This window comes from Deinococcus aestuarii (assembly GCF_018863415.1).
GTDB lineage: Bacteria > Deinococcota > Deinococci > Deinococcales > Deinococcaceae > Deinococcus > Deinococcus aestuarii.
On record NZ_JAHKSN010000004.1, the window covers coordinates 216,785 to 233,951 of the forward strand.

The following is a 17,167-nucleotide window of genomic DNA, read 5'->3' on the forward strand; positions in this document are numbered from 1 at the left end:
GCGCCTGGCCCGGTGTAGACACCCTCTCCCGCCTTCATGTTTGACGGGGTGCAATTTTGGACTCCAGGCGCTATATGTGAGGGATCATGGATTCTTCCTCACTCCGGGAGCGTCAGAAGGAGCGCCGCCGCGCGCGGATCTACAACGTCGCCCTGGAGTTGTTCAAGCGGGGGGGGTTTCAGGCGACGACGGCGACCGACATCGCCAAGGCGAGCAACGTGTCGCGCGGGACGTTTTTCAACTACTACCCCTACAAGGAGGCGGTGCTCCTCGACTACGGCAGCGAGGTCATGGACCGCCTGCGCGACCAGGCCGAGGCCCGGCTCTCGGAGGGCACGCCGCCCCTGACCGTCCTGTACGAGATCTGGGACCAGCTTGCCGAGGAAAACGGGCGGGAGCGCGACCTCTTTCCGCCGCTGGCGTACGAGGTGATGAATCCCAACCCGGAACGGGCCAGGACCGCGTACCAGGCGCTGCCGCTGAGCAAGGTGATCGAGCTGATCTTGCGGCCGCTGCACCAGGCCGGGCAGATTCGCACCGACATGAGCCTCCAGCGCATCAGCAACCTGATCGCCGACACGTACCTGATGGTCGCCCTGCGCTGGAGCGCGTACGGCACCGACCGCACCTTGCAGGAGGAGACGCGGCTGGCCCTCAGCCTGCTGCTGGAGGGGGCGCTGCGGCGCGAGCCCACGGGGCGGACGAGCTAGGAACACCCCCTCCGGCCCCCTCGCCCCGGTCGTCCCACACGCGGAATGGGAGGGGCCCCAAATCCCCACCTTTGCGCTGTGCCGCCCGCCCGGGCCGCGTAGAATGCCCTCCGATTTCCCCGGAGGTCTCCCCGCCTTGACGCAGCCCGAACTCACCGTCGGTTCCCCCCGCCACCACTGGCCCTTCAGCCGGGGGCTGGTGGTGGAGTCGCTGGTGAACGCGGGGGCGAGTGCGCCCACGGCGGCGGCGGTGGCGCGGCGGGTGGAAGGGCAGCTCCGCTTTTCAAAGCGGTCACCGGTCAGCCCCGGGGAATTGCAGGCCCTGATGGTCGAGGTGGCGCGCGACGTGGCGGGCGACGAGGTGGCGCGCGCCGCCGAGCGGCAGACCCCGGCCTTCGTGGACATCCTGGTGAGGGCCAAGAAGGGCACGCTCCCCTTCAGCCGGGGGGTGCTCGCCCGCACGCTGGAGGACACCGGCCTCTCGCCGCGTGACGCCTACGCGGTGGCGAGCGCGGTGGACGTGGAGTTGCGGCAGTCGGGCGTGCGCGACCTCGGGGTGGAGGCCCTCGACGCCCTCACCGAGCGGACCCTCGCCGAGCGGTACGGGGAGCACCTGCGGCTGACGTACCGCTTCCTCAAGCGCAACCGCGGAAGGCTCGGCGTGGTGAGCGCGGGGGGGGGCACGCCGAGCCCCTTCAGCAAGGGCATCCTGGTGCAGTCGCTCCTGGCGGCGGGGGTGGCGCCCGACGTGGCGCGCAAGGTGGCCCGCGTGACCCAGCGCGACCTGCGCGGCAGCGAGGACCGGGTGGTGACCCGCCGCGCCATCCGCGAGAAGGTGGAAGCCCTGCTGCGCGACGAGGTGGGGCCGGACGTGAGCGCGCGCTACCGCCTGCTGCGGGTGATCCGCCGCCCGCCCCGGCCCCTGGTCGTGCTGCTGGGCGGCGTGAGCGGCACGGGCAAGAGCTACCTCGCCGCCGAGATCGCGTACCGGCTGGGGATCACGCGGGTGGTGAGCACCGACTCGATCCGTCAGGTCATGCGGGCGATGGTCTCCCCCGCCCTGGTGCCCACCCTGCACGCGAGCACCTTCAACGCCTGGGAGGCGCTGATCCCGCCCGGCGAGCCCCGGCCCGAACACCCCACCGAGGGGGCGCTGCTGGCGGGCTTCCGCGATCAGGTCGGGCAGGTGAACGTGGGGCTGGGGGCGGTGGTGCGCCGCTCGGTCGAGGAGGGCGCGAGCGTGGTGCTGGAGGGGGTCCACCTCGTGCCCGGCTACCTGCGGGCGGAGGCCTACGCGGGGGCCATCGTCGTGCCCATGCTCGTGGTGTTGCGAGGCGAGGACGAGCACCGCCGCCACTTCGAGTCGCGCGACCGGGAGACGGCGGCGAGTCGGCCCCTGCACCGCTACATGACCTACTTCCGCGAGATTCGCACCATGCAGCGTTTTCTGGAGGACCTCGCCGCCCGCGAGGACGTGCCCCTGCTCGACGCCCTGACCCTCGACGAGAGCGCCGATCAGGCCGTGGACGTGGTGCTGCGGCGGGTGATGGCGGCGCTGACCCCGGTCGAGCGCGCGGCCCTGCTGGGCGATGAGGACAAGGCGGCGGGACGGTAGGGGCCGGGCCTCAGCGCCGCACCCGCCGCACCGCCGCGCGCAGCTCGCCCAGGGCCGCCGACCCGGAGCCGGGGGCGTAGCGCGCCGCGTGGTAGGCGTGAACGGCGATTCGGATAGCGTCGGCCTGGGTAGGCCGCTCCAGGCTGGCCCGCGCGGCGTACGCGCCCGCCGTCTCACCCGGCGCACGCGGCAACCGCAGGCGGCGGGCGAGGTCGTCGAGGAGCCGGGCGGCGGGGTCGGCGAGGCGGGGGCGCCGGGTCAGCAGGGCGGGCAGCAGGGCGAGCGCGAGGAGCCCACCGGCGAGGGCCAGGTAGGGCATCCCGCCGACCCGCCCGGCCCCCACGCGGTCCAGGAGACTGCGTTGCCGGGCCCCGTCGTACCCGGCGACCCAGGCGTTCCAGCGGGTTTGCAGGGCGTCGAGATGCAGCGCGGCTCGGCGCAGGGGCGTCGGCGGGGGCGCGGCGCGGGCGGTGGGCGAGGTCAGGGCGGTGGCGAGCCCGGCGCTCACCCGGGCGGGGGCGACGGCGGCGGTGGGGTCCACCCGCACCCAGCCACGAGCAGGCAGCCACACCTCGGTCCAGGCGTGGGCGTCTTGCGCCCGCACGATCAGGGAGCCGCTGAGCGGGTTGACCTCGCCGCCCTGGTAGCCGCCCACGATCCGGGCGGGCAGCCCCGCCGCCCGCATCAGGAACGCGAAGGCCGAGGCGTAGTGCTCGCAAAAACCCCGCCGGGTGCCGAAGAGGAAGGCGTCCACCCGGTCCTGCTCCGGCAGGGTGGGGGGGTCGAGGGTGTAGGTGAAGCCGCCCGCGCGCAGGAATCCCAGCCCGGCCTCCACCCGGGCCTCAGGAGGCAACGCCTGCCAGCGGGACGCGAGGGCGCGGGCGCGTGGGCTCTCCCCGGTCGGCAGCCGCAGGTCGAATTCCAGCCGCTCCGAGTTCTCGGCCACCCCCAGGCGCGCGGCGCGGCTCTGGAAGGCGTAGCGGGTGCGGGTCGCCGGGGGGCGGGGCGTGACGGCCTGGAAGGCGTTCGTCAGGAACGTCCCCGGCGGCAGGACGGTGGGCACGTCGAGCGCGGGGAGCCAGGGCCGGGCGCCGGGTTCCAGGGTGAGGGTGTACGCCAGGGTGGGCCCGCCCACCTCCACGCTGGGGGAAGGGCCGCGCAGCCGGACCTGGGTCCAGTTCACCCCGTCGTAGGCCTCGTAGACGGGGCCGCGCCAGTAGCGCTCGTCGGGCGGGGGCAGGGCGCCCCCGAAGTCCGCCCGGAAGGCGACCGCGCGGCTCTGGGCGAGCGAGCCGAACTCGCCCGCGCTGATCCGGTCGGCGAGGCCGGTCTGGGCGCCCGCCTGCACCGGAAGCTGCCACAGGGGACCGTCGGGGCGGGGAAAGAGCAGGAAGAGGGCCAGGGTCAGCGGCGTGGCCCGCAGGCCGAGGCTGGCCGCCACGCGCAGGGGGGAAGGGGACGCCCCGGCGGGGGGCAGCGTCCAGCCGCCCAGCGCCGCGAGGAGCAGCAGCACGCTCAGGACCGCGTGCGCCGCCGCAAGGGGACCCTGCCCGAAGAAGAAGTGGGTCAGCGTGACGAACACGCCGAGGAGGGCGAGGAGCCGCGCGTCCCTCACCGTGCGGGTCTCCGCCGCCTTGAGCGCGACGAGCAGGGCCAGGAACGCCGTGCCCGCGTCCCGCCCGAGCAGGGTTCCGTACCCGCTCTGAAGCAGGGCCGCCGACCCCACCGCCGCGAGGGCGAGCAGCGGGGCGGGCGGCGCGATCAATCGGCCGCGCCAGCGGGGCAGGGTGCGCGCCGCGCTGTAGCCCAGCACCCCCGCCATCAGCAGCGTGACCCACCCCGGCTGCCGCAGGACGGCGGGCGCGAGGGCTACCGCGAGGGCGAACAGGGTGAGCCGCAGCGGCCCGCCCGGCAGGGGAACCCCGGCTCCGGCCCGCCGTCCCTTCGCGGGAACGGGTGGGATCGGCGGATGCAGGGCCAGGGCCGTCCGCGCCGCCCGCGCGTGCGCCTCCCCCCGGCCGACGGGCAGGGCCGCGCCGGGCAGCGTCAGCCCGAAGGGGAGGTCCTCCCGACGGGCCGCTCCCACCCACGCCGCGAGGCGCGAGAGCCGGGCCTCCGTGTCGCCCAGCGCCGCCGTGTCGGCCCAGTCGAACACCCGCGCCGACGTGGCGGGCGTGTCCGTCTCGCGGGTGAGGAGGGCGCCCGTGCGGGCCGCGTGCCGCCACGACACCTGCCGGGGCGAGTCGCCGGGGACGTAGGCGCGCAGGCCGCTGAAGTCCTCGTGGCCGGGTGCGCGGCGTCCGCCCTCCCCTTCCCCGGCGGCCAGACGTGAAGGGGGCAGAGGAGCGCCCGCCTCCGGGAAGGGAAACACGACGGGCCCATCCGGCCTCGGCAGCGGGCGGGTGACCTCCCACAGCCCGAGGGGGTCGAGGGCGACCACCCGGGGCCGCGGGAGGACAAGCCGACCACGCACCGGGGCGGGCACGGGGAGGGAGACGGTCACCCGCCCCCCCGCCGGGACGTGCGCCCGGGCCTCCGGCGTGCCCCGCCCGCCGACCCGCAGCGCCGCCGCGCAGTCAGGCCCCGCGCTCGTCAGCGTGGCCGTGAAGGGCACCGTCGTCCCGGCGACGGCCTCGGGAGGAGGCGTCAAGGTTCCGCCCAGCGCCCGGCCCGCGCGGCTCGCCTGCGTGGCCGTGACCACCCACACCCCGCCGAGGAGGAACGTCACGGCGTAGCCCAGGCTGAGGGCGTAGTTGATGCAGCCCACCAGCGTGAGCAGGATCAGCCCCAGGAAGGCGAGGCCCAGCCGGGTGGGGCGCAATCGGCCCGCCGGACCCACGCCGCCTTCACCCGAAGCGCGAGGTTCACCCACGACGGCTCAGGGAATCGGCGTGTCGGCGAGGACGCGGGCGAGCACGTCCCCCACCCGGGCGCCGGGGTCGCGGGGCGGCAGACGGTGGGCGCCGAGGGCCGGGAACACGGCCTGCACGTCCTCGGGGAGGACCATCCGCCGCCCCGCCAGAAAGGCCCAGGCGCGGGCGGCCCCGAGCAGGCCCAGCAGGGCGCGGGGGCTGAGCCCGGCGGCGAGCGCGGGGTGACCCCGGGTCGCGCGGGCGAGCAGTTGCAGGTAGTCGAGGAGCGGGGGCGCGGCGTACACCCCGTCCACCTCGCGCTGGGCGGCGAGCAGGGCCTCGAGGCCCAGCATGGCGGGGAGGTCACGCACGGCCCCCGCCCGGCCCCCCGTCTCCAGCAGGGTGCGCTCGGCGCGGGGGTCGGGGTAGCCCAGCGTGACGGTGAGGAGGAAGCGGTCGAGCTGCGCTTCCGGCAGCGGCGAGGTGCCCACGAAGGCGGAAGGGTTCTGGGTGGCGATCACGAAGAAGGGCTCGGGGAGGGGTCTGGTCACCCCGCCCTCGCTGACCTGACGCTCCTCCATCGCCTCCAGCAGGGCGCCCTGCGTCTTGGGGGTCGCGCGGTTGATCTCGTCGGCGAGGAGCACCTGTGAGAAGACCGGGCCGGGCTGGTAGCGGAAGGCCCCCTCCCGCGCGTCCCAGATGCTCACGCCGAGGAGGTCGGCGGGCAGCAGGTCGGCGGTGAACTGCACCCGCCGGAACTCCAGCCCCAGGACGCGGGCCAGCGCGTGCGCGAGCGTGGTTTTGCCCACCCCCGGCTGGTCCTCGATGAGCAGGTGACCGCGCGCGAGCAGGCACGCCAGGGCGAGGCGGACCTGCCCGGACTTCCCGAGGATCACCCGGTCGAGCGCGTCCAGGGCTGAAGTCACGGCCCCCGCGCTCCCCGGCGGGGCGCTCCCGGCGCTCGGGGAGGGGGCGGAGGGCACGGCGCGCGTCATGCGGCCCACCCTAACGGGAGGGGTCTGACAGAACTGGGACAGGGGCGGGGCGTTCCCTCCCCCGCCCGCGCAGGGCCAGCCACGCCCCCACCCACGCGCCCAGCACGTCGAACACCCAGTCGGTGGGCCCCGCCTCGCGGCCCGGCACGAAGGCCTGGTGAACCTCGTCGAGCGCCCCGAACCACGCGGCGACCACCAGGGCGAGCCCGCGCCGCCCCGTCGCCCGGGCGAGGCAAAAACTCAGCGCCAGGTACGCCGTGAAGTGCGCCGCCCAGTCGCGCGGGTGCGGCAGGGGCGGGCCGGGCGTGTCGGGCGACGAGCTGAGCCACCAGATCGCGCCCATGATCAGGAGGGCGGGGAGCCACCACAGGGGTCTGGCCCGGTGCCTCACCCTCCCTGCCCCCCGTGCCCCCCGGCGGGATGCTCGACGAGTTCGATCAGGGTGCCCGCCCCCCACTTCGGGTGGAGAAAGGCCACCCGCGTCCCTGCCCGGCCCGGCGTCGGCGCGTCCGAGAGGAAGCGGGCGCCCGCCCCCCGCAGTCTTTCCATCTCGGCCTCCAGGTCCGCCACGCGGTAGGCGGTGTGGTGCAGCCCCGGCCCGCGCCGCTCCAGGAAGACGGCCACCGGGCTGTCCGGGCGGGTGGGCGCGAGGAGTTCCACCAGGCTCTCCCCCACCACGAAGGCGCGCACGATCACCCCCTGGGAGGTGACCTCCTCGTCGGGACCCTCGGGAGTCAGGCCCAGGGCGAGGTAGGGGGCGCCCCCCGAGTCGAGGTCGGGCGTGGCGATGGCGACGTGATCGAGGCGCAGGGCGGTCATGCCCCGCAGGGTAGCGGGCCGGGGGGACGGCGCACGAGGGGACCGGGCCTCTTCCCCCGCCGGGGGACGGTCCCGGGGCGGGGGAGGGACGGCTCAGCCCTCCTGCCCTTCCCGGGCGCGCACCCGCTCGCGCTTGTGGGCGTACATCCGCAAGTCGGCGGTCCGCAGGGCGGCGGTGGAGTCGGGGGCGTCGTCGGGGACCCCCGCCACCCCCACCGAGGCGTCGGCGGGGTAGCCCAGGGCGCGGACGTGCCCGGCGGCCTCCTCCACGAGCGCGGCGAGCTGGCGGCGGGCCGCCGGGGGGTCCCCCGGCGCCACCCGCAGCAGGGCGTACTCGTCGCCCCCCAGGCGGTAGGCGCTCACCCCGGGGGCGCGCAGGGCGAGGGCGAAGGCGCGCAGCAGGTCGTCGCCGCTCGCGTGGCCCTGGGAGTCGTTCACCCGCTTCATGCCGTCGAGGTCCACCACCGCGAGGACGTACCCGGCGCCCGTCTCCGCGTGCAGCCCGGTGGCCTCGTCGAGCGCCTCGTCGAGGGCGCGGCGGTTGCCCAGGCCGGTGAGTTTGTCGGTCAGCGCCGCGCGTTCGAGTTCGCGGACGTGTTCGGCGCGCTCCAGGGCCACGCCCACGCTGCGGACCGCCGCCTCCAGCAGCCCGCGCTCGTCGGCTGTCCAGGCCGACGGTTCACCCAGCCGGGCGAGCGCGAGCACGTAGGGGTGGCCGCCCTGGCCCTCCCGCAGGTACAGCCACGCGGCGCTGCGCAGGCCCGCCGCGAACAGGTGCGGGAGGGTGGTCGGGGCGGCGCAGGTGTCCACGAAGACGTGCTCACGCTGGCGAAGGGCCGCCCACAGGGCCGTGCCCTCCAGGGTGACGGGCTCGCGCATCACCGCCCGGTAGCCCTCGCCGCGCGGCCCGGCGTGGTCGCGCAGCACCTCGGGGCCCCCCGGCGTGAGGCGCAGCAGGCCCGACCAGTCGAGCCGCATCCGCTCGTGCAAGAGGGCCAGGGCCTGCTCGGCCGTCTCCTCGGGGGCCAGGTCCTCGTGCATGAGTTCGGCCAGGTCGCGCAGGGTGCGGGCGTGGTCGCGGGCGCGGGTGAGTTCCCGGGCGCTCAGCCGCAGGTCGAGCTCGTCGATCACCAGGGCGGCGAGCGTGCGCAGGACCTCGCGCTCACGCTGCCCCAGCGAGCGCACCCGGGTGTCGAACACGCACAGGGTCCCGACCGCCTCTCCCCCGGCGGTGACGAGCGGGGCGCCCGCGTACATCCGCACGCCGACCGGGGAGTCCGGCCCGACCTCCGGGTGGTGGGCAAAGCGCGGGTCGGCGGCGAGGTCCTCGATCACGACCACGCCCGGCGCGAGCACCGTCAGCGAGCAGGGCACCTCCCCCCGGGGCAGGACCAGCCCGGTGAGGTCGGGGCCGTGGCTCGCCACCGTGAACTGCCAGTCCTCGCCCAGGAAATTCACGACGGCGCAGGGCGTGCCCAGCACCTGCGCGGCCAGGGCCGTGATCCGGTCGAAGGCCTCCCCCGGAAGCGCGCCGAGACTCAGGTACGCGTGCAGGGCGGCGAGCCGCTCAGAGTCCGGGGGCGGGGGGGACGTGGGCACCCGGTTACCCTAGCGGCCCGGACCGGCCCCACACGTGACAAAACCCCACCCCTTCCCTTCAGAGTCGGCCCCCTCCGATGGGCCGGGGCCCGCGTACAATCGGGGCCGTGATCCTCACGACCGTCCTCGCCCTGGCCCTCTCGTATCTGCTCGGCTCGGTTCCGGCCGCCGCGTGGGTCGCCCGGGCGCGCGGGGTGGACATCCGTCAGGTCGGCAGCGGCAACAGCGGCGCCACGAACGTCCTGCGCGCCCTCGGCCCCGGCCCGGCGCTGCTCGTTGCCCTCTTCGACATCCTCAAGGGGGCGCTGGCCGTGTGGCTGGGAAGCGCCCTCGGCCTGGGCCCCTTTCCCGCCACCCTCTGCGGGGTCGCCGCCGTCCTGGGGCACAACTTCAGCCCCTTTCTGGGCTGGCGCGGCGGCAAGGGAGTCGCCACCAGCTTCGGCGTGATCACCGCCGCCGCCCCGGTGGCCGGGCTGGGCGTCTTCGTGATCGGGGTCGCGGCCATCTTGCTGACCCGCTTCGTCTCCGCCGGAAGCATCCTCGGCGCCGTCGCCGCCGTCTTGCTCACCCTGGTCACCGCCCAGCCCGTGTGGCTCATCCTGATCGTCACCGCCCTCACCGCCCTGCTCGTGTGGCAGCACCGCGAGAACATCCGCCGTCTCCAGGCCGGCAACGAGCGCCGTCTGGGCGAGCCGAAATAGACAAAGTGTCCTTGCGACCGGGCCTGGCGGGGGCACACGCGCTATCCTGGGGGGGTCACCCCAACCCACAAGCCCGGACGGGGAGACTCAGCCCGTTCGGCCCGGAGCCAGTCATGCCCGTCAGGATTCGGATTTACGGCAAAGAGGCCACCTTCTCGCGGGGCTGCTGGAGTTGCGAGGACGACACCCTCCAGGCCATGCTCGAAGCCCTCGCCGACCCCCGCGCCCTTACCCAGGAGCAGGAGCGAACCCACGCCCTCTACGCCGCCGGACGCTTCGGCGGAATGATCGCCAGCGAGGCCGGAGACTGGGCCCCCGCCCCCCACCCCGAAGCCGAGATCAAGATCACCGACTTCGCCCCCGCGCAACAGCCCGAGCGGGCGGGGTGGCTGTCGTTCCTCAGAAAGAAACGGTGATCTCAGGTCGGCATCCCCGAGAGCGCGGGCCTTGCCTAACAGCCAAGAGGAGTACGCCCAGCGCGAGGCGGAAGTCGTCCGACGGCTGGACGACCTGCGACCGTCCCTGCCTGCCGACGGGGTGCGGCAGGTCGAACATTCGCTTTGAGATGGCGTGTGAGGTTCTGGGCCTGAGCGAGATGGAAGCCCGGCTCCGGCTGGACGCTGACGAACAGGCCCGCTTCCTGCGGGTCGGGCCCTTGGCCTGAACTGGGAGATCGTCTGTGATCCGGACTTCTGGCAAAACCTCCTCACGGGGATGATGAACCAGGACACTCTAGAAACGACGTCCCCTAGCCCGCCCCTTGACCCCCCGCCCCCCGCCCGTTACCTTGCCCCCATGCGCCGCCACACGACCACCACTCCGTGAGGGCGGCCTGACTGACAGCCGCCCGCGAAAGCCGCGTGGCGGAGTTTTTCTTTTGGAGGAGGCCAGGATGCGCGTAGCGATTGTGGGGGCGACGGGGGCGGTCGGACACGAACTCTTGAGGGTGCTGGAAAACAGCACGCTGCACTTCGACGAGTTGCAGCTCTACGCCAGCCCGCGCTCGGCGGGGACGACCCTGCCCTTTAACGGCGAGGAGCTGACGGTGCGCGCCACGCCGGAAGGGGCCATCGACGCCGACCTGATCCTGGCCTCGGCGGGGGGTTCGATCAGCAAGGCCCTCGCCCCGGCGTGGGTGGCGGGCGGGGCGCTGGTGATCGACAACTCCAGCGCCTTCCGCTACGACCCGGAGGTGCCCCTCGTGGTGCCCGAGGTGAACGGCGAGGCGGCGCTGGGCCACAAGGGCATCATCGCCAACCCGAACTGCACGACGGCGGTCGCGGTGGTCGCGGTGGCGCCGCTGCACCGGGCCTTCGGCGTGAAGCGCATGATCGTGAGCACCTACCAGGCGACGAGCGGCGCGGGGCAAAAGGGCATCGAGGAGCTGCTGACCCAGACGCACCGGGTCCTGCACGACCAGCCTGCGCAGGCGCAGGTCTTCGCGCACCCCATTCCCTTCAACGTGATCCCGCACATCGACGCCTTTCAGGACAACGGGTACACCAAGGAGGAGATGAAGGTCGCCTGGGAGACACGCAAGATCATCGGCGACGACTCCATCCGGGTCAGTTGCACGGCGGTCCGCATCCCCACCCTGCGGACGCACTCCGAGGCGATCACCCTGGAGCTGGAACGCCCCGCCACCCCCGAGGAGGCGCGCGAGCTGCTGCGTCAGGCGGCAGGGGTCGAGGTGCGCGACGATCCAGGGGCGAGGCTCTACCCCATGCCCCTCACGGCCAGCGGCAAGTACGACGTGGAGGTGGGGCGCATCCGCGCCTCGCTGGTGTTCGACGGCGGCCTCGACCTCTTCGTCGCGGGCGACCAGCTTCTGAAAGGGGCCGCGCTGAACGCCGTGCAGATCGCCGAGTATTTGCAGGAGAAGGGGGCGCTGAAGGGCAGGGTCGCGGGCTGAGGACATGAACGCCGGGGCCACTGGGAGAACACCCCCGGTGGCCCTCCCGTTTTGGGGGCAGACTGGAGGGGTGCGCGCTCCCGCTCCCCGCCGTCCCGGACCCGACCGACCACGCCGGGGGTCGCAACCCGTCCTCGCCGCCCTGCTGACCCTCGTCCTGGTCGGCGGCGTGTGGGCGCAGGAGATCCTCGACCAGTTCGCGTTCGGCGGGGCGCTCGACGGGTACGGCATCCTCCCGCGCGACCCGGGCAGCGTGACGCACGTGCTCACCGCGCCCTTCTTGCACGGCGGCTTCGCTCACCTGATCGCCAACACGGTGCCGCTGGCCGTCCTCGCCTTCATGAGCGCCCTGCGGGGCGTGGGGCGCTTCCTGGTGGCGACCCTGGTGATCGTCGTCGTGGGCGGGTTTCTGGTGTGGCTGCTGGGACGCGGGGGCAGCCTGCACCTGGGGGCCTCGGCGCTCGTGTTCGGCTACCTCGCCTACCTGATCGGGGTGGGGTGGTGGGAGCGGACGCCGGGCGCCGTCGTCGTCGCGCTCGTCGCGGTGTTCCTGTACGGCGGGGCGATCTGGGGGGTGCTGCCGACGAATCCCCTCATCTCCTGGGAGGCGCACCTCTTCGGCTTCGTGGCGGGGCTGCTCGCGGCGGCGCTGCTGCACCGGAAGCGTCCGGCGCGGGGGGGTCAGGAGGGGATGTCCTCGCCGCACTCCAGGTGGTGAATCCTCACAGCGTGATCGGCCCCTCCGGCGTCTCCAGCATCGCCTGAAGTTCGGGCTGCGGGGCCTCGTAGACCTCGACCTCGCCCACGAAGTTCAGGGCGTCCAGCACGGCGCGCAGCCCGTCCGGGTCGGGGGTGCCCAGGCGCAGGGTGAGGAGGCGGACTCCCGCGTCAGGCAGTCGAGCAGGCGGGGGCGGCGTGTGCCAGCGGATCAGGCTGGGGCGCACCCCGCCGCCCGGCAGCGAGCCGTCTTCCGGCACCGTCAGCGTCCAGCGGTTCTCGCCGCGCGCGAGGTCGAGGGGCTCTCCGAACGGGCCGAGGTCGAGGCCGTCCAGGTCCGGCACCCGCGCGACCCAGTGGATGAGGAGGGGACCGTCCTCCAGCCGCCCGCGCAGCTCGGGGGTGTCCAGGCCGAACCAGCGCGGGCGGCTGGGCGCGGGCGCGGGCGGGTCGACGGCGATGACCTCCAGATACGCCGCGCCGCCGAGGGAGAGCAGGACGTTGTGGGTGCCGAACCGCTCGTGCTCGCCCCCGGGCTGCGTGGGCACGTTCAGGCGCCCCTCCAGCCACGCGCGGCCCTCTTCGAGGGTGCGGGCGGCGACGACGAGGTGGTCGAGGTGGGCGGGCATGGCAGACAGGATAGGTCCGCGCTCACGCCCCCCGTGGACGGCTCATCCCCGCCAGGTCGCCGAGGAGGATGGCGGCGGCCTTCTCCCCGCTCTCCACCGCGCCCTGGATGCTGCTCGACGAGGTGACCTCCGAGGCCAGCAGCACGCCGGGGAGGCGGGTGGCGTGCCCGGCGAGGGTGGCGGCGTATTCCGGGGGCTGGGGATACTGGGCGTGGGGAAGGCGCTCGACGTGCAGGGTGCGGAGGTGAGCGGCCCCCGCCCCGTACCACCGCCCGAGTTCCCCGCGCACCCGGGCGTCGAGGGAAGGGTCGTCGAGGTCAGGCAGCCCAAGGACGGTCACGGCGAGGAGGTGCTGGCCCCCCGGCGCCCGGCCCGGGACCGCGTTGCTGAGCCACTGGGCGTTGTTGATCAGCCCGCCCTCCGCATTCAGGAGCAGGCGGGGCTGGCGGTCGATCTGGACGGAAGAGGCGTAGTACAGGTACGTGCTGCCGAGACTCCCGCGTGAGACGGGCTCCCCGAGGAGCTGTTGAGCCGTGTCCGGGTCGGTGGCGACGATCACGTGCCGGGCATCGATCTCCCCGGCGGAGGTCGCGGCGGACACATGGCCGCCCGGCTGAGGAACGAGCCGCGTGACCCGCACGCCCGCCCTCACGTCCACATCCCGAGCGAGCTGTTCCGACAGGGCGCCGATGCCCGCCCGGGGCAGGGCCGCGCCGCCGTCCATCAGCATCCGGAAGTAGTAGCGGAAGAGCCGCGCGCTGGTGTGCAGGTCGCGCCGCAAGAAGATGCCCCCGAAGAAGGGCCGGAAGAAGCGGTCGAGGGTCGCCTCGGTGAAGCCCTGGCGCCGCAGGTAACTCTCGGTCGTCTCGTCCGGGCCGCTCAGCAGCGTATGGGCGGCGGGCGAGCGCAACCGGGCCGCGAGCCCCGCCACCCGCAGCTTGTCCGCGAGGGGCAGCGCCGGGGTGCTCAGGGTGCTCGGCAGCCCGCCGGGGTCGCGCAGGGGGTCGCCCACCACGTCCGCGCGCGCTCCCCGGCGGATGACGGCGGCGGGCGGGATGGGCACGAGGTCGAGGGCCTCCAGGTCGAGGTGCCGTTTCACCGCCGGGTAGGCCGGGAAGAGCACCTGATACCCGGCCTCCAGGGTGAAGCCCTCCACCACCCGGGAACGGACGCGCCCGCCCACCGCGTCCGCCGCCTCCAGCACGCGCACCCGGCGCCCCGCCCGGGTCAGGACCCGCGCCGCCGTCAGGCCCGCGAGCCCGCCGCCCACCACCAGAACGTCCAGCATCCCAGGAGCCTAGCAGGGTCAATGGGGGACTCAGGGCGAGCGGCCCGTGGCGAGCGTTCGCCCCCCCGGGTCGGCCACGTCGAAGGCGTAGGCGTCCGCGCCGAGCTGGCGCCAGTTCACCCGCAGGTCGAGGCACGAGTCGGGCAGGGTCACGAGCCGCGCCGGGGGGTAGGCGCCCCCGCCCTGCCGGGTCGTCTCCAGAAAGCGGGCGAGGTCTTGCGCGCAATTCTGGGCGGCGGCGCGCAAGACCACCTCCCCCGCCCGGGCCGGGTCCTGCGCGCGCCCCTCCCGCCGCAGCGCCTCGACCTGGGCCTCCAGCCGGGCCACCCTCGCCTGAAGCCGGGCGTTCTCCGCGCGCGCCTCGCGGTCCTGGCAGCTGCACAGCAGCACGGCGAGCAGGAGGGGCGCGGCACGGTTCACGGGGGAAGGCTAACGCGGGGAGGCCAGCGGGATATGAACGCACGGGACAGATCGCGGCAAGGCCCGTGCGGAGGGGGGGTGGCGCCCGACCACACGCGGCAACGTCACGGAGGACGGCTCCAGAGCGTTCGGCACCGGAACGCTGTCGTGCCGAGCGCGAGCGATGTAGCCCGGCGTGGCGTGCGAGCCCCTTCGCTCGCTCAGCGTGACAGGTCCTTTTCTGTCCCCTGCTCCGCAAGGCCCTCCAAGAGAGAGATCAGGTCAGGCCGCCCCGGGAAAGCTCCGATGGAACACCCGGCGGGTCCCCTCACCCGGCCCCGCTGCGCCCGTCTTCGGGTCGGGCCGAGCCTGTTGCCCGGTGCCTCAGCGTTCGAGGACGCTCAGGACCTCCACGTGGCTCGTCTGGGGATAGAAGTCGTGCGGGGTCACGGAGCCGAGCTTCCACCCGCGCCGGGTGAGGTCGCCCACGTCGCGCGCCCAGGTGGCGGGGTCGCAGCTCACGTACACGAGGCGGTCGGCGGTGCTCGCGTGGATGTGCCCGCGCGCCTCCTCGTCGAGTCCCGCGCGCGGCGGGTCCACCACGATCACGTCGGTGCCGAGGTCGGAAAGCCGCGCCGCGTCCCCCGCCCGGAAGGTCACGTTGCGCTCCCCGCTTTCCGCCACGTCCTGCCGCCCGCGCGACAGGGCCTCGGGGGCGGTGTCGAGGACCGTCACCCGGTCGAAGGCGGGCGCGAGGTGACGCCCGATGGCCCCGGCGCCGCCGTAGAGGTCCACCGCGTGCGTGCCCTTCCCGGCCAGCTCCGCGGCGCGCAGGTACGCCAGCCCCGCCGCCTCGGGGTTCACCTGCGCGAAGCCCGTCGCCGACACGCTGACCTGCACCCGCCCGAACTGCTCCCGAATCTCGCCCTCGCCCGCGATCAGCCGCACCCCCGCCCCGAAGCGCCGCTCGGAGGGCTGGGCGAGGCTCACGCCGACCACCCCGGCGTCCATCAGGTGATCGGACGCGCGCAGGAAGACCCTGGGCTCCCCCGGCCCGATCAGCGCGGCGACGACCTCCCCCGTCAGGCGGCTCGCGCGGAAGGCCACCTCGGTCGCGGGGTCGAGCCGCCCCGGGTCGATGCGGTCCATGACGGCCTGGATCGCCTCCATCACGAGGGGGTCCTGGCCGACAACCTGGGGCTCCTTGCCCCGGCGCTCGCGGTAGGCGAGGCCCTGCGGCGTGACGAGGTACTGGGCCGTATTGCGGTAGTGCCACTCGCGCGGGCTGGGCACCGTCTCTCCCACGGGGGCGCGCAGCTTGGCGATGCGGCTCAGGGCCTCCTCCACGAAGCCGCGCTTGAAGCGGAGCTGGGCGGCGTAGGCGGCGTGGGCGAGGTCCACGGTGGGAAGCCGCTGGGCCTCCACCCGGTCGGGGCTCTCGCGCAAGACCTCGCGGGTGACTCCCTGGCGCACGCCCCGGCCCGCGCGCAGCGAGGCGCGCACCCGCTCGCCCGGCAGCGCCCCGCGCACGAGCACCACGCCGGAGTCGTCCCGGGAAAGGCCCAGCCCTCCGGCGACGAGTTTCTCGATGTCCAGCGTGATCAGGGGGTCAGGCATACGGGGGACAGGGTAGCGCGGCGGGGGCCCCAGAAAGGGACGTGCCGTCATCAGGAACGACCCGGAAGGCTCGTCTTCGTCCGGGCAAGTGGTCTAGTGTCTGAGGAGGCGCCCCCCACCCTCACCGCGAGGAGCAGCTATGAACCCGAACCGAACCGTGCCGCAGCTTCTGGCGGACCTGTGGACGAGACCGCAGGTGCGGCTCCTCGTCTACCTGGGGCTCGCCGCCCTGGCGTTCCTCCTGGCCCGCAGCCTCTCGGGCGTCCTCGTCACGGTCGCCGTCGCCTACGGCCTGGCCTACCTCGCCAACCCCGCGCTGACCTGGCTGGAACGGCGCGGCCTGGCCCGGGGCTGGGGCGTGCTGCTGCTCACCCTGCTGGTGTTCGTCGTCGTGACCCTGCTGTTCTGGCGCCTGGCGTCCCAGGTCACGAGCTTTGTCTCCAGCCTGCCCGCCCTCGCCGACCGCGTGACCGCCCTGCTCGACCGGGCGCTCGACAACCCCAACCCCGACCCCGGCATCGACCAGCTCCAGCACCGCCTCGCCGAGTACGTGCAGACCCGCGCCCAGGCCCTCGCCCGCGACGTCGGCCCCCTCTTCGACCGCCTGCTCTCCTCCAGCCCCGCCGTGCTGGCCGGCTGGCTGAACGGGCTGGGGCGGGCCGGCCTCCTGCTGACCCTGACCCTGTACTTTGCCCTCGACTACCGCCGGGTCAGCCGCGGGCTGCTCTCGGTCTTTCCGCGTGACTGGCAGCCCGCCGTGGAACGGCTTTCCGAGGACGTGAGCGTCTCCTTCGGCCGGGCCATCCGGGGCAACCTCCTCGTGGGGCTGAGTGTCGGGGCGCTCGCCGCGCTGGGATTGCTGCTGCTGAACGTGCCCACCCCGCTGGTGCTGGGGCTCTTTACCGCCGCGATGTGGCTGGTGCCCTACGTGGGCATCCTGATCGCGGTGGTCCCGGCGCTGCTCCAGGCGATCCCGCTGGGCACGACGGCGGTGGTGCTCGTGGCGGTGCTGTATTTCGTCCTCAACCAGGTCGGCGGCAACCTGCTCAGCCCGCTGATCATGGGCCGCACCATCCAGATTCCCCCCTCGGCGCTGATGGTCGCCGTCTTGATCGGGCTGTCCGTCGGCGGGGCGCTGGGGGCGTTTCTCGCCAGCCCCGTCGCCCTGCTCGTCTACCGCTGGGGAACGCGCTACTGGCTCACCAGCCGCGCGTATCAGGGCAAGACGGGCCAGCGAGGGCAGATGGAGGAAGAATTGGGCCAGGTTGCCGATGTCGGGAGGGTGTCCAAACGCTAGGGTCGGCGGGAGATGGC

The 17,167-nt window shown here is 74.1% G+C and carries 16 protein-coding genes; 7 read left to right on the forward strand and 9 right to left on the reverse strand.

The features are described 5' to 3' along the window. Positions 1-86 precede the first annotated feature (86 nt). Complete coding sequence (locus tag IC605_RS08365; RefSeq protein ID WP_216321618.1) at positions 87-710, forward strand: TetR/AcrR family transcriptional regulator; 624 nt, start codon at positions 87-89, stop codon at positions 708-710. Between the two features lie 136 nt (positions 711-846). Next, the gene (locus IC605_RS08370; RefSeq protein ID WP_246580569.1) at positions 847-2,325 is read left to right on the forward strand and encodes an ATP cone domain-containing protein; all 1,479 of its coding nucleotides are present in this window, start codon (positions 847-849) and stop codon (positions 2,323-2,325) included. 10 nt (positions 2,326-2,335) lie between these two features. Here the strand turns inward: IC605_RS08370 and IC605_RS08375 are convergent, their stop codons facing one another. The 5 genes from IC605_RS08375 to IC605_RS08395 form a co-directional block, all read right to left on the reverse strand. Beyond that, on the reverse strand, positions 2,336-5,197 hold the full coding sequence (locus IC605_RS08375) for a transglutaminaseTgpA domain-containing protein (RefSeq protein WP_343216545.1): 2,862 nt from the start codon (positions 5,195-5,197) through the stop codon (positions 2,336-2,338). A 6-nt stretch (positions 5,198-5,203) separates the two neighbouring features. Further along, entirely contained in the window at positions 5,204-6,172 is a 969-nt protein-coding gene (locus IC605_RS08380; RefSeq protein ID WP_216321625.1) for an AAA family ATPase, read from the reverse strand. A 10-nt stretch (positions 6,173-6,182) separates the two neighbouring features. Continuing rightward, the gene (locus IC605_RS08385; protein ID WP_216321854.1) at positions 6,183-6,515 is read right to left on the reverse strand and encodes a VanZ family protein; all 333 of its coding nucleotides are present in this window, start codon (positions 6,513-6,515) and stop codon (positions 6,183-6,185) included. Positions 6,516-6,559: 44 nt separating this feature from the next. Continuing rightward, the gene (locus IC605_RS08390) at positions 6,560-6,991 is read right to left on the reverse strand and encodes a VOC family protein (protein ID WP_216321628.1); all 432 of its coding nucleotides are present in this window, start codon (positions 6,989-6,991) and stop codon (positions 6,560-6,562) included. 93 nt (positions 6,992-7,084) lie between these two features. Next, entirely contained in the window at positions 7,085-8,590 is a 1,506-nt protein-coding gene (locus IC605_RS08395; RefSeq protein ID WP_216321648.1) for a sensor domain-containing diguanylate cyclase, read from the reverse strand. 107 nt (positions 8,591-8,697) lie between these two features. Here IC605_RS08395 and plsY point away from each other — a divergent pair, with 107 nt between their 5' ends. From plsY to IC605_RS08415, 4 genes are all read left to right on the forward strand, one after another. Beyond that, the gene (gene plsY / locus IC605_RS08400; protein ID WP_216321651.1) at positions 8,698-9,291 is read left to right on the forward strand and encodes a glycerol-3-phosphate 1-O-acyltransferase PlsY; all 594 of its coding nucleotides are present in this window, start codon (positions 8,698-8,700) and stop codon (positions 9,289-9,291) included. 113 nt (positions 9,292-9,404) lie between these two features. Next, complete coding sequence (locus tag IC605_RS08405; protein WP_216321655.1) at positions 9,405-9,707, forward strand: hypothetical protein; 303 nt, start codon at positions 9,405-9,407, stop codon at positions 9,705-9,707. A gap of 476 nt (positions 9,708-10,183) precedes the next feature. Then, the gene (locus tag IC605_RS08410; RefSeq protein ID WP_216321665.1) at positions 10,184-11,203 is read left to right on the forward strand and encodes an aspartate-semialdehyde dehydrogenase; all 1,020 of its coding nucleotides are present in this window, start codon (positions 10,184-10,186) and stop codon (positions 11,201-11,203) included. Between the two features lie 70 nt (positions 11,204-11,273). Next, positions 11,274-11,921: a rhomboid family intramembrane serine protease gene (locus IC605_RS08415; protein WP_343216546.1), complete on the forward strand. Its 648-nt coding sequence runs from the start codon at positions 11,274-11,276 to the stop codon at positions 11,919-11,921. 4 nt (positions 11,922-11,925) lie between these two features. Here the strand turns inward: IC605_RS08415 and IC605_RS08420 are convergent, their stop codons facing one another. The 4 genes from IC605_RS08420 to IC605_RS08435 all read right to left on the reverse strand — a co-directional run bounded on the left by IC605_RS08420 (position 11,926) and on the right by IC605_RS08435 (position 15,853). Then, positions 11,926-12,549, reverse strand: a complete 624-nt coding sequence (locus IC605_RS08420; protein ID WP_216321670.1) for a VOC family protein — start codon at positions 12,547-12,549, stop codon at positions 11,926-11,928. Positions 12,550-12,571: 22 nt separating this feature from the next. After that, positions 12,572-13,837 carry an NAD(P)/FAD-dependent oxidoreductase gene (locus tag IC605_RS08425; RefSeq protein ID WP_216321672.1) on the reverse strand — a complete coding sequence of 422 codons (1,266 nt, stop codon included), beginning with the start codon at positions 13,835-13,837 and terminating at the stop codon, positions 12,572-12,574. Between the two features lie 30 nt (positions 13,838-13,867). Beyond that, on the reverse strand, positions 13,868-14,257 hold the full coding sequence (locus IC605_RS08430; protein WP_216321676.1) for a hypothetical protein: 390 nt from the start codon (positions 14,255-14,257) through the stop codon (positions 13,868-13,870). A 363-nt stretch (positions 14,258-14,620) separates the two neighbouring features. Beyond that, positions 14,621-15,853 carry a class I SAM-dependent RNA methyltransferase gene (locus IC605_RS08435; protein ID WP_216321679.1) on the reverse strand — a complete coding sequence of 411 codons (1,233 nt, stop codon included), beginning with the start codon at positions 15,851-15,853 and terminating at the stop codon, positions 14,621-14,623. Positions 15,854-15,992: 139 nt separating this feature from the next. Here IC605_RS08435 and IC605_RS08440 point away from each other — a divergent pair, with 139 nt between their 5' ends. Continuing rightward, a complete protein-coding gene (locus tag IC605_RS08440; RefSeq protein ID WP_216321682.1) occupies positions 15,993-17,150 on the forward strand; it encodes an AI-2E family transporter in 1,158 nt (385 codons plus the stop codon). Positions 17,151-17,167 lie beyond the last annotated feature (17 nt).